The organism is Variovorax endophyticus (assembly GCF_025376855.1).
Taxonomy (GTDB): domain Bacteria; phylum Pseudomonadota; class Gammaproteobacteria; order Burkholderiales; family Burkholderiaceae_C; genus Variovorax.
Map to the genome: position 1 here is coordinate 69,494 of NZ_JAHUTH010000003.1, position 12,776 is coordinate 82,269.

9 protein-coding genes are annotated in these 12,776 nt (G+C 70.0%); 7 read left to right on the forward strand and 2 right to left on the reverse strand.

From position 1 onward, the window contains the following. Window positions 1–85 precede the first annotated feature (85 nt). The 4 genes from KV106_RS05020 (at window position 86) to KV106_RS05035 (ending at window position 7,309) form a co-directional block, all read left to right on the forward strand. Entirely contained in the window at window positions 86–901 is an 816-nt protein-coding gene (locus KV106_RS05020) for a putative hydro-lyase (RefSeq protein ID WP_261207451.1), read from the forward strand. Window positions 902–991: 90 nt separating this feature from the next. Beyond that, complete coding sequence (locus tag KV106_RS05025; protein WP_261206714.1) at window positions 992–2,299, forward strand: MFS transporter; 1,308 nt, start codon at window positions 992–994, stop codon at window positions 2,297–2,299. Window positions 2,300–2,344: 45 nt separating this feature from the next. Then, a complete protein-coding gene (locus tag KV106_RS05030) occupies window positions 2,345–6,001 on the forward strand; it encodes a hydantoinase B/oxoprolinase family protein (RefSeq protein WP_261206717.1) in 3,657 nt (1,218 codons plus the stop codon). 231 nt (window positions 6,002–6,232) lie between these two features. Further along, window positions 6,233–7,309 (forward strand): hypothetical protein, encoded by a 1,077-nt coding sequence (locus KV106_RS05035; RefSeq protein ID WP_261206719.1) that lies wholly within the window; start codon window positions 6,233–6,235, stop codon window positions 7,307–7,309. Between the two features lie 131 nt (window positions 7,310–7,440). Here KV106_RS05035 and KV106_RS05040 read toward each other — a convergent pair whose 3' ends face one another. After that, window positions 7,441–9,144, reverse strand: coding sequence for an electron transfer flavoprotein-ubiquinone oxidoreductase (locus KV106_RS05040; protein WP_261206721.1), 1,704 nt, complete (start codon window positions 9,142–9,144; stop codon window positions 7,441–7,443). 138 nt (window positions 9,145–9,282) lie between these two features. Here KV106_RS05040 and KV106_RS05045 point away from each other — a divergent pair, with 138 nt between their 5' ends. The 3 genes from KV106_RS05045 to KV106_RS05055 all read left to right on the forward strand — a co-directional run bounded on the left by KV106_RS05045 (window position 9,283) and on the right by KV106_RS05055 (window position 11,392). Further along, window positions 9,283–10,065 (forward strand): SDR family oxidoreductase, encoded by a 783-nt coding sequence (locus tag KV106_RS05045; RefSeq protein WP_261206723.1) that lies wholly within the window; start codon window positions 9,283–9,285, stop codon window positions 10,063–10,065. Between the two features lie 77 nt (window positions 10,066–10,142). Continuing rightward, entirely contained in the window at window positions 10,143–10,973 is an 831-nt protein-coding gene (locus KV106_RS05050) for a DMT family transporter (RefSeq protein ID WP_409976483.1), read from the forward strand. Then, entirely contained in the window at window positions 10,970–11,392 is a 423-nt protein-coding gene (locus KV106_RS05055; RefSeq protein WP_057597070.1) for an acyl-CoA thioesterase, read from the forward strand. The genes KV106_RS05050 and KV106_RS05055 overlap by 4 nt, the downstream gene beginning before the upstream one ends. Before the next feature lie 16 nt (window positions 11,393–11,408). On the opposite strand, the gene KV106_RS05060 is transcribed toward KV106_RS05055, so the two are convergent. Beyond that, a complete protein-coding gene (locus tag KV106_RS05060; RefSeq protein ID WP_057597069.1) occupies window positions 11,409–12,773 on the reverse strand; it encodes a sensor histidine kinase in 1,365 nt (454 codons plus the stop codon). Window positions 12,774–12,776: the final 3 nt, after the last annotated feature.

Sequence of the window (12,776 nt, forward strand, 5' to 3'; positions counted from 1 at the left end):
AGAAACTTTGCGTTGGCGTTCGGGCGCGCGGATTCCCACAATCCGCCCACCACAACGAAGAGACATGCAGCCGCTCGCCAACGCCATGCCAGCCAACGACGAATCGATCTCCCTGCCCACCGGCGCGAGCAGCGCACGCGAAGTGCGGCAAGCCGCCCGCACCGGCCGCCTGAGCGGCCACACCAGCGGCCTGGCGAGCGCCCATGTGCAGGGCAACCTCGTGATCCTGCCGCAGGCCTACGCGGGCGACTTCCTGCGCTTCTGCCAGGCCAACCCCAAGCCCTGTCCGCTGCTCGGCGTGACCGAGGCCGGCGATCCTTCGCTCCCCGCGCTCGGCGAGGACATCGACCTGCGCAGCGACCTGCCGCGCTACCGCGTCTGGCGCGAGGGCGAACTGGCCGACGAGCCCACCGACGTGCGCGCGCTGTGGCGCGACGACATGGTCGGCTTCGTCATCGGCTGCTCGTTCACCTTCGAGCATGCGCTGCTGGCCGAGGGCATCGCGCTGCGCCACGTGGCGCAGGGCCGCAACGTCGCGATGTACCGCACCGGGCTGCAGACGGTGCCGGCCGGTCCGTTCAGCGGGCCGCTGGTGGTGTCGATGCGGCCGCTGCGCGCGGCCGATGCGATCCGCGCGGTGCAGATCACCTCGCGCTTTCCGGCCGTGCACGGCGCGCCGGTGCACCTGGGCGATCCCGCGTTGATCGGCATCCGCGACATCGGCCGCCCCGAGTACGGCGATGCCGTCGAGACGATGCCCGACGAGCTGCCGGTGTTCTGGGCCTGCGGCGTGACGCCCCAGGCCGCGCTCGCGGCCGCGCGGCTGCCGCTGGCGATCACGCATGCGCCGGGCGCGATGCTGGTCACCGACCTGCCGCACCACCGGCTCGCCGCGCTGTAGCGCGCCGCCCCTGGTTCCGATCGCCGCCGGTCCCCCGGGCAGGGACCGCGCGGCGCCGTTCCCGCCCCGACCCACCCTGGAGAAGACACCATGAAAAACAGCACCCTCGAGGCCACCGCGCCGACGCCCGTCGACGGCACGGAGGACGCCGGCGACGCCAACTGGCTGCGCACCCTGAACCCGAACGAGAAGCGCACGCTCGCGGCCTCGTTCAGCGGCTACGCGGTCGATGCCTTCGACTACTACACGCTGCCGCTGGTCACGCCGATCCTGCTGTCGCTGTGGGGCATGAGCAAGACCGAGGTCGGCCTGATCGGCACCGCCACCCTCGTTGCCTCGGCGCTCGGCGGCTGGGCCGCGGGCATCCTGGCCGACCGCTACGGCCGGGTGCGCATCCTGCAGCTCACGATCCTGGTGTTCGCGATCTTCACCTTCGCCTGCGGCCTGGCCCAGACGCCCGGGCAGCTGCTGGTGGCGCGCACGCTGCAGGGCCTGGGCTTCGGCGGCGAATGGGCCGTGGGCTCGGTGCTGATCGCCGAGATGATCCGGCCGGCCTACCGCGGCAAGGCGGTCGGGCTGGTGCAGAGCAGCTGGGCCGTGGGCTGGGGCGCGGCGGTGCTGGTGTCGATGGCGCTGTTCTCGTTCCTGCCGCCCGAGGTCTCGTGGCGCGTGATGTTCCTGCTGGGCCTGCTGCCGGCGCTGCTGATCGTCTTCATCCGGCGCTCGATCAGCGATCCCGAGATCTACGTGCAGACCCGCGCCGCCGTGGCGCGCGGCGAGCGCAGCGGCAACTTCCTCGCGATCTTCAAGCCCGGCGTGCTCGGCACCACGGTGCTCGCGAGCCTGCTGTTCACCGGCATGCAGGGCGGCTACTACGCCATCGGCGTGTGGCTGCCGACTTTCCTGAAGAACGAGCGTCACCTGACGGTGCTGAGCTCGGGCGGCTACCAGTTCATGTTCATCGTCGGCGCCTTCGTCGGCTACCTCTGCGGCGCCTACCTGTCGGACCGGCTGGGCCGCCGCCGCGCCTTCATCCTGTTCGCCATCGGCGCGGGCCTGCTGGTCTATGCCTACACGCTGCTGCCGATCACCGACGGCCTGATGCTGCTGCTGGGCTTTCCGCTCGGTTTCTTCATGTCGGGCATCTTCAGCGGCGCGGGCGCCTTCCTGGCCGAGCTGTTCCCCAACGAGCTGCGCGGCTCCGGGCAAGGCTTTTGCTACAACTTCGGGCGCGGCATCGGCGCCACCTTTCCGGCGCTGGTCGGCGTGCTGAGCGACCGCATGCACCTGCCGCTGGGCACGGCCATCGGCATCTGCGCGGCGGTAGCCTATGCGATCGTGGTGGTGGTGGCGCTGTGCCTGCCCGAGACCCGCGGCCGCGACCTGCGCCAGAACTGAACCGATTCCGCTCCCTTTCCTCGCGAAGACCTATCCTTGTTCCCCATGACCACGCAAACCCTTCTCCCGTCCCGCTGGCAGTTCTGGATCGACCGCGGCGGCACCTTCACCGACCTCGTGGGCCGCGATCCCGAGGGCGGCCTGCACACGCTCAAGCTGCTGTCGGAAAACCCCGAGCAGTACCGCGACGCGGCCGTCGAGGGCATCCGCCGGCTGCTGAAGCTGGCACCGGGCGAGGCCGTGACGCCCGAGCGCGTGGAGTGCGTGAAGATGGGCACCACGGTGGCCACCAACGCGCTGCTCGAGCGCAAGGGCGAGCCCACGGTGCTGGTCACGACGAAGGGCTTCCGCGATGCGCTGCGCATCGCCACCCAGGCGCGGCCGCGCCTGTTCGACCGCCGCATCGTGCTGCCCGAGCTGCTGTACCGGCGCGTGATCGAGGCCGACGAGCGCATCGACGCGCAGGGCGGCACCGTGCAGGCGCTCGACGAGGCGCCGCTGCGCGCGCAGCTGCAGTCCGCCTTCGACGAGGGGCTGCGCGCCTGTGCGATCGTCTTCATGCACGGCTGGCGCCACACGGCGCACGAACTCGCGGCCGAAGGCATCGCGCGCGCCATCGGCTTCACGCAGGTGTCGGTGTCGCACAAGACCAGCCCGCTGATGAAGCTGGTGCCGCGCGGCGACACGACGGTGGTCGACGCCTACCTGAGCCCGATCCTGCGCCGCTATGTCGAGCAGGTGTCGCAGCAGATGCCGGGCGTGCCGCTGTTCTTCATGCAGAGCTCGGGCGGGCTCACGCAGGCGAACCGCTTCCAGGGCAAGGACGCGATCCTCTCGGGCCCGGCCGGCGGCATCGTCGGCATGGTGCGCACCGCGCTCGATGCCGGCCATGCGCGCGTGATCGGCTTCGACATGGGCGGCACCTCCACCGACGTGTCGCACTACGCGGGCGAGTTCGAGCGCTCGTTCGAGACCCAGGTGGCCGGCGTGCGCATGCGCGCGCCGATGATGAGCATCCACACGGTGGCGGCCGGCGGCGGCTCGATCGTCTCCTTCGACGGCGCGAGGCTGCGCGTCGGGCCCGAGTCGGCCGGCGCCAATCCCGGTCCCGCGAGCTACCGCCGCGGCGGCCCGCTGACCACCACCGACGCCAACGTGCTGCTCGGCAAGATCCAGCCCGCGCACTTCCCGCGGGTGTTCGGCCCGGGCGCCGACCAGCCGCTGGACCGCGACGCGGCCGAGCGCGGCTTCGCCGCGATGGCACGGCGCATGACCGAGGCCACGGGCCGCGCGGTCGGTGCCGAGGAGGTCGCGAGCGGCGCGCTGCGCATCGCGGTGGCGAGCATGGCCAATGCGATCAAGCGGATCTCGGTGGCGCGCGGCTACGACGTCACGCAATACACGCTGCAGTGCTTCGGCGGCGCGGGCGGCCAGCATGCCTGCCTGGTGGCCGATGCGCTGGGCATGCGCAGCGTCTACCTGCATCCGCTGGCGGGCGTGCTCTCGGCCTTCGGCATGGGGCTGGCCGACCAGCTGGCGCTGCGCGAGCGTGCGCTCGAGCGCCGGCTCGACGCCGCGGGCCTGGCCGAGGCGCGCGAGGCCGCCATCGGCCTGGCCGGGCAGGCCGTGGAGGAACTGCGCGGGCAGGGCGTGGCGGAGGCCGCGATCGAGGTGCTGCATCGCGTGCAACTGCGCTACGAAGGCACCGACACCGCGCTGCCCTGTGCGCTGCCGATGGACACGCCGGCCGCCGAAGCCATCGCCGCGATGCGCGACGAGTTCGAGCAGGCCTACCGCCGGCGCTTCGCGTTCCTGATGAGCGAGCGCGCGCTGGTGATCGAGGCGGTGGCGGTCGAGGCCGTCGGCGCGGGCGAGCGCACGCGCGCCGCCGCCGCGGCCGGCGCGGCCGAATCGCATGTGCCCGAGTCGCTCGCGGCCGTGCGCATGTACTGCGAGGCCGACGAAGCCGCCGCGGGCTGGCGCGATGCCGCGCTGTTCGACGAGGCCGCACTGCGCCCCGGTGCGGTGGTCGACGGCCCGGCGATCCTGGCCGGGCGCAACGCCACCACCGTGGTCGAACCCGGCTGGCAGGCACGCGCCACGGCCGACGGCGTGGAGCTGCACCGCGTGCGCGAGCGCGCCACCAGCCATGCGATCGGCACGCGCGCCGACCCGGTGATGCTCGAGGTCTTCAACAACCTCTTCATGAACATCGCCGAGCAGATGGGGCTGCGGCTGCAGAACACGGCCTACTCGGTCAACATCAAGGAGCGGCTGGACTTCTCGTGCGCGCTGTTCGACGTCGAGGGCAACCTGATCGCCAATGCACCGCACATGCCGGTGCACCTGGGCTCGATGAGCGAGTCGATCAAGACCGTGATCGCCTGCAACCCCGGCATGTTGCCCGGCGACGTGTTCGTGCTCAACGACCCCTACCACGGCGGCACGCACCTGCCCGACATCACGGTGGTGACGCCCGTCTACCTCGACGCGGCCGATGCACGGCCTTCGTTCTACGTGGCCTCGCGCGGCCACCATGCCGACGTGGGTGGCATCACGCCGGGCTCGATGCCGCCGTTCTCGAAGACCATCGGCGAGGAGGGCGTGCTGATCGACAACTTCAAGCTGGTGGAGGGCGGCCGGCTGCGCGAGGTCGAACTCCGCGCATTGCTCGGCGGCGGCGCGCATCCCTCGCGCAACATCGAACAGAACCTGGCCGACCTGCGCGCGCAGATCGCGGCCAACGAGAAGGGCGTGCAGGAGCTGCAGGCCATGGTGGCGCAGTTCGGCCGCGAGACCGTGGCGGCCTACATGGGCCATGTGCAGGACAACGCCGAGGAGTCGGTGCGTCGCGTGATCACGGCGCTCAAGGACGGCGAGTTCGTGCTGCCGCTGGACAACGGCGCGCGCATCCAGGTGCGCGTGAAGGTCGATGCGGCCGCGCGTTCGGCGACGGTGGACTTCAGCGGCACGAGCGCGCAGTTGCCGAACAACTTCAATGCGCCGCGCGCGATCACGATGGCGGCGGTGCTCTATGTGTTCCGCACGCTGGTCGACGACGACATTCCGCTCAACGCGGGCTGCCTGAAACCGATCGAGGTCATCGTGCCCAGCGGCTGCATGCTGAACCCGTTGCCGCCCGCGGCGGTGGTGGCCGGCAATGTCGAAACCTCGAGCTGCGTGACCAATGCGCTCTATGGTGCGCTGGGCGTGATGGCAGCGAGCCAGTGCACGATGAACAACTTCACCTTCGGCGATGGCGCGCACCAGTACTACGAGACCATCTCGGGCGGTTCGGGCGCGGGCGAGGGCTTCGACGGCACGAGCGTGGTCCAGACCCACATGACGAACTCGCGGCTCACCGATCCGGAGGTGCTGGAGTTCCGTTACCCGGTGCGTCTCGACAGCTACAGCCTGCGTTCGGGGTCGGGTGGTGCGGGGCGCTGGCGTGGTGGTGACGGCGGTGTGCGGCGGGTTCGGTTCCTGGCACCGATGACGGCGTCGATCCTCAGCAATGGGCGGCACCATGGTGCGTTCGGTGGTTCGGGTGGCGAAGCGGGCGCGGTGGGGATCAATCGTGTGGAGCGGGCCGATGGAACGGTCGAGCCTCTGGATCACATCGGGCAGGTGCAGATGGGGGCGGGGGATGTGTTCGTGATCGAGACGCCTGGTGGGGGTGGGTGGGGCGCTGTTCAGGGTTGAGGCCTTGAGGTCTGGGGCGGGCGCGCGCCGACGGGGTACTCCCCTCCGCGAATGTCCCCCGGCCTGCGGCCTCCTCCTTTATTTCGCTGTGGGGAGTACCCCATCGACACGCGCCTGGACGCAATGGTTGTTGGGCCGCCGGCACCACCGCAGCGCCCCCGGTAACAAGAAAGGCGTGACCAAGCACGAACGCATTGGATAGGCACAGGAGCCTGCGCTACCCTCTCGCGCATGAAAGCGTTGCCACCAGATTTTCTTGCGACCCTGCGCCTGCACGTGCAGCACGAGGACGACCTCGATGCCCAGGCGACCTTCTTCGATCGCGATGCGGTGTCCGACTTCTACCGCGCGACGGTGAAGGAGGGCACGGGCGACGAGGTGCTGGGGGCCGCGACCGCGCTGCTGCCCGACCTGCATCCGCTGCGTGCCGCGCTGTTCGCGATTCTTTGCGGCGGGCTGGTGGAGAACGGCGCCGATCCGCGGTTGCTGTTTCCGGCGGCGCTGCGACGCCTGGCCCGACTGCTCGAATCGCTCGCACCCTATTGCGCCGCGGAGCCGATGGAGGACGACGAAGAAGAAGCGTCCGAGGAGGAGCCGGCCGACGTCCTCGCCTGGCGCGCCGCCGAAGCTGCGCTCGAAGCGCTGCCGCCGGCCGAGCGCCTGCAGGTCGAAGCGAGCCGGCAGGCGGTCGACCTGCTGGTGCTGCCGCTGATGGCGATGCTGATGCGCGATGTCCGCAACCATCGCGAGCTGCTGGCCGACGAGGCACTGTGCGCGCGCATCGAGGCGTTGTCGGTCAACGGCACCTTGCCCTTCGAGGAACTGCACTTCCTGCACCGCACCGCCCAGATGGCCTACGAGGACGAGCTGGTCGTGCTGCTGCCGGCCTCGAATGCGGGGATGATCGTGCGTGCCCACGGCATCAACAACAACTTCCACGCCTTCTCGCTGCTGCAGGACCTGTTCAGCGTGCATGCGAAGACCCTGGGCATCCGGCAGCCGCTGGCCGATCGTCTCGGTGCCGACGACGAGCCGCGCGACAGCGATTCGGCGCAGTACCTCTGGCTGCAGGCCAAGGCCTATGCCGGTGGTGAACTCGTCGACCGCATGGCCTGGGCCTGGGGCGAGGGGACTTTGCGCGAGAACGCGCGCCGGCAGGGAAGGCTGGTGCTCGTCGCGCTGGAGACCGAGGACAAGCCCGCGCGCGGCTGGAACGGTTTCAACCAGGCCTTCCATTCGGAGCAGAAGCCACAGGTGACGGTAGTGCGCTTCCTCACGGCCGACGAGGTAGCCACCTACCTCGCCTGACCCCCGCAGCGAAATCAAGAAGGAGGCCGAAGGCCGGGGGACATTCGCGGAGGGAAGTACCCGCTGTCCTGTGCACGCGCCCCGAACGAAAACAAGAAGGCCCTCCGAAGAGGGCCCCAGAAGAACAGACCTTACATCCCCACGTAGTTGGGCCCGCCGCCCCCTTCAGGCGTGACCCACACGATGTTCTGCGTCGGATCCTTGATGTCGCAGGTCTTGCAGTGCACGCAGTTCTGCGCGTTGATCTGCAGCCGCTGCTTGCCCGCGCTGCCTTCGTCGGGCACGAACTCGTACACGCCCGCCGGGCAGTAGCGGCTTTCGGGGCCCGCGAACTTCGCGAGGTTGACGTTGACCGGCACCGACGCGTCCTTCAGCGTCAGGTGGGCCGGCTGCTGTTCCTCGTGGTTGGTGTTGCTGATGAACACGCTCGAGAGCCGGTCGAAGGTGAGCTTGCCGTCGGGCTTGGGGTAGGCGATCGGCTGGCATTCCGAGGCCGGCTTCAGGTACTGGTGGTCGGGCTTGGTGCGGCGCAGGGTCCAGGGGATATTGCCCTTGAGCAGCCATTGCTCGATGCCGTTCATCAGCGTCGCGACCAGCAGGCCCTTCTTGAACCAGGCCTTGAAGTTGCGCGCCTTCTTGAGTTCGGCATGCAGCCAGCTCTTCTCGAAGGCCGCCGGGTAGGCCGTGAGCTCGTCGTGCTGGCGGCCGGCCTGCACTGCGTCGAAGGCAGCCTCGGCGCACAGCATGCCGGTCTTGATCGCGGCGTGGCTGCCCTTGATGCGGCTCACGTTGAGGTAGCCGGCCTCGCAGCCGACCAGCGCGCCGCCCGGGAACACCGTCTTGGGCAGCGATTGCAGGCCGCCGGCCGTGATCGCGCGCGCGCCATAGCCGATGCGCTTGGCCGGCTTGATGCCCTTGGCCTCGTCGCCCTCGAGGTACCAGCGGATGTTGGGGTGCAGCTTCCAGCGCTGCATTTCCTCGAACGGGCTCAGGTACGGGTTGCTGTAGTCCAGGCCCGTGATGAAGCCCATCGTGACCTTGTTGTCCTCCATGTGATAGAGGAAGGCGCCGCCGTAGGTGTCGCTCTTCATCGGCCAGCCGGCCGTGTGCAGCACGAAGCCGGGTTCGTGGCGCTTGGGATCGATCTCCCACACTTCCTTGACGCCCAGGCCGTAGGTCTGCGGGTCCTTGCCCTCGTCGAGCTTGAACCTGGAGATCAGCTGGCGGCCCAGGTGGCCGCGCGCGCCCTCGGCGAACACCGTGTACTTGCCCAGCAGCTCCATGCCGAGCTGGAAGTTCTCGGTCGGCTCGCCGTCCTTGCCCACGCCCATGTTGCCGGTGGCGACGCCGCGCACGGCCCCCTTCTCGTCGTAGAGCACCTCGGCGGCCGGGAAGCCCGGGAAGATCTCGACGCCGAGGTTCTCGGCCTGCTGCGCCAGCCACTTGGTGAAGGCACCGAGGCTGATGATGTAGTTGCCGTGGTTCTGGAAGCAGTCGGGCAGAAAGGCGTTGGGCGTGCGCAGGCTGGCCTTCTCGCCGAGGAACACCATCGCGTCGTCGGTCACGGGCTGGTTCAGTGGCGCGCCGAGTTCCTTCCAGTCGGGCAGCAGCTCGTTGAGCGCGCGCGGGTCCATGATGGCGCCCGACAGGATGTGGGCGCCGGGCTCCGAGCCCTTCTCGAGCACCACGACCGAGATCTCTTTCTCGTGCTGGGCGGCGAGCTGCTTCAGGCGAATCGCGGTCGAAAGGCCGGCCGGCCCGCCACCGACGACGACGACGTCGTACTCCATGGCTTCGCGGGGACCGTACTGGGCAAGGATTTCGTCGTGGGTCATGGGGGTCTCGTCGATATGATGGGAGGCACTGGCGCTTCGTGGCTGCCGGGCATTTTATGCGGGCGCCACGGGCCGCCCCGCGGGGCGTGTCGCCCGTGTTTTCACGTCGCCTTGGCGACTCCACAGGAACAGCACTCCATGGCGTACAGCATCGATCTCTCGGGCCGCGTGGCCTTCGTCACCGGCGCCTCGAGCGGCCTCGGCGCGCAGTTCGCGAAAACGCTGGCGCGCGCGGGTGCCGCCGTGGTGCTCGCGAGCCGGCGCGTCGACAAGCTCAAGGAGCTGCGCGCGCGCATCCAGGGCGAGGGCGGCGACGCCCACGTGGTCGAGCTCGACGTGACCGACATGGCCAGCATCAAGGCCGCGGTGGCGCGCGCCGAGACCGAGGTCGGCGCCATCGACGTGCTGGTCAACAACTCGGGCGTGAGCACCACCCAGCGGCTGCAGGACGTGACGCCCGAGGACTACGACTTCATCTTCGACGCCAACCTCAAGGGCTCGTTCTTCGTCGCGCAGGAGGTCGGCAAGCGCATGCTGGCGCGCGCCAAGGGCGCGGCGCCGGGCACCTACATCGGCGGGCGCATCGTCAACATCGCCTCGGTGGCGGGGCTCAAGGTGCTGCCGCAGATCGGCGTCTACGCCATGAGCAAGGCCGCGCTGATCCAGATGACCAAGGCCATGGCGCTCGAATGGGGCCGCTTCGGCATCAACGTCAACGCGCTGTGCCCGGGCTACATCGAGACCGAGATCAACGAATCGCACTGGAGCACCGAGGGCGGCGCCAAGCTCGTGAGCATGCTGCCGCGCAAGCGCGTGGGCAAGCCCGAGGACCTCGACGGCCTGATCGTGCTGCTGGCCAGCGGCCAGAGTCATTTCGTGAACGGTGCCGTGATCGCGGCCGACGACGGGTTCGCGCTCTGAGCCCGCGCGCCTGGATCGGCATCGCGGCCGGCCTGGGCGCGGGCGCGCTCTGGGGGCTGGTGTTCGTCGTGCCGCGCATGGTCGGGCACTTCGCCATGGTCGACATCGTCTCGGCGCGCTTCGCCGTCTTCGGCGCCGTGTCGGCGCTGGCCGTGTTCGCGCGGCCAGCGGCGCGGCGCTGGCCCACGGGGCGCCAGGCGCTGGCCGCGCTCGGCCTCAGCGTGCTGGGCTTCAGCGGCTACTACCTGCTGCTGGCCTTCGGCATCGTGGCCGCGGGTACCGAGGTGCCGAGCCTCATCATCGGCACCATCCCGGTCTGGATGATGCTGCTGGGCCGCCCGCCGGGGCTGCGCATGGCCGCGCTGCTGCCCGGCCTGCTGCTCACCGGCGCCGGCATCGCGCTGATGATCTGGGGCGCATGGTCGGCCCGGCAGGGCGGTGCGCACGGCGGCGGGCATTTCGCCTGGGGCATCGTGCTCTCGCTCGGCGCGATGGCGAGCTGGACCGTCTACGGCCTGCTCAACGCGGCCTGGCTGCAGCGCCACACCGAGATCCACGCGGCCGACTGGGCCAACTGGCTCGGCATCGCCACCGGCCTGGGCGCCATCGGCCTCTGGCTCGCGGCCGGCAGCGAGCTCGCGGCGCTGCGGGCCCAGCCCGATGGCCTGCTGTTCGTCGTGCTGGCGCTCGCGGGCGGCTTCGGCTCCTCGTGGCTCGCCACCATCCTCTGGAACCTCGCGAGCCAGCGGCTGTCGGCCAGCCTCTGCGGCCAGCTCATCGTGAGCGAGACGCTGTTCGCGCTGGTCTATTCCTTCGTCTGGGACGGCCGCTGGCCGCAGGCCACCGAGCTGGTGGCGGCGCTGCTGTTCGTCCTCGGCATCCTCGCCTCGATCAAGGCCCACCGATGAGAATCGAAATCCCCGAGAAGAAGAAGCTGGTCTACGAAATGTCGATCCCGATCCGCTGGGGCGACATGGACGCGATGGGCCATCTCAACAATGCCAGCTACTTCCGCTACCTCGAGACCGCGCGCATCGACTGGATGCATTCGATCGGCTTCGAACCCGAGCCCGGCGGCGAGGGCATGGTGATCGTGAATGCCTTCTGCAACTTCTACCGCCAGATCGAGTACCCGGGCAACGTGCTGCTCAGGATGTACGTGAGCGACCCGGGCCGCACCACCTTCGAGAGCTGGGCCACGATGGCGCGCGCCGACCAGCCCGAGGTGATCTGCGCGGCCGGCGGGGCGACCACGATCTGGGTCGACTTCCCGAAGCAGAAGGCGCTGGCGCTGCCCGACTGGCTGCGCGCGCTGGTGAGCGACTGAGGGCCGGCGCCGGCCCTCAGGCCGGCCGCAGCACGATCCGCGCCTCGAAGCCGTGGGCCGCGCCCGCCGGTGGCGAAGCCAGCTCGAGCTTCGCGCCGTGCTTCTCGACGATGGTGCTCACGATCGAGATGCCCAGGCCGTAGCCGGCGCGGTCGGAGCTGTGGCGCACATGGCGTTCGCGCAAGGTCGCGAGCTGCTCGGCGTTGACGCCCGGGCCGGCATCGCGCACCGCGAGCACGCAGGGCGCCATCACCTCGATCACGACGCGGCCGTCGCCGCCGTAGCGCAGCGCGTTCTCCGCCAGGTTGCGCAGCGCGATCGCGAGCGCGTCGACGTCGCCCAGGGCCACCGGCGCCACGCTGTCGGGCACCTTGAGCGCGAGGCGCTCGGCATGCTGAGGGTCCTGCCAGAACTCCTGGGCCACCGTGCCGGCCAGTTGCACCAGGTCGACCCGCTCGCGCGCGAACGAGGCGCCCGACTCGGCGCGCGAGAGCTGCAGCAGCTTCTCGGCGCGGTGGCTCAGGGTGCGCAGCGCGTCGAGAGCGGCCTGCACGTCGTTGCGCTGCAGGTCGTGTTCGAGCGCGGTCTGCAGCCGCAGCCGCGCGGCCGCCAGCGGCGTGCGCAGCTCGTGCGCGGCATTGGCCGCCAGCGCGCGCTCGACGTCGAGCGAATGCGACAGGCGCTGCAGCAGCAGGTTGACGTGGTCGCCGACGGTGCGCAGCTCGCGCGGCAGGTTCGGCAGGGCGATCGGGCGCAGGTCGGCGCCGCTGCGCTTCTCGATCTCGCCGGTGAGCTGCTGCAGCACGCGCAGCTCGGTGCGCGCCACGTTGCGCAGCACCAGCGCCAAGAGCGGCAGCACCGCGCCGAAAGGGATGATCAGCCCGAACAGCGTGCGGTTGAGCGCGCGGCGGCGCTCGTCGAGCGGATCGGCCACCTGGAAGAACAGGCCCAGCGTGGGATGGCGCACCGTGTAGATGCGCCAGTTCGGGTTGTTCGCGAAACCGGCCGCGAGCGGCACGTCGAAGGTGTCCTCGGGGGCCTCGGCCGAGCGCAGCAGCACGTGCTCGTGCAGGTCGACGATCTGGTAGATCACCGCATCCTCCGAGAACAGCTGCTTGGGTGCGATCAGCGGCGCGCGCGGCGCCTCCTCGCCGGGGTGCTGCAGCTTCTCGAGCTCCTGCACCGCCATCGCGAACATGCGGTGCGAGACCTCGACCAGTTCGTTGTCGAAGTTGTGGTTGATCTCGCGGTCCACATACCAGACCACCGCGAACACGCACAGCAGCCAGACGCCGCCGACCCACAGGATCAGCGTGCGGGTGAGCCGGCCGGCCAGGGTGTCGCGCTCGCTGCGCGCGCGAGGCCGCGCCGCTTCGGTCATCGG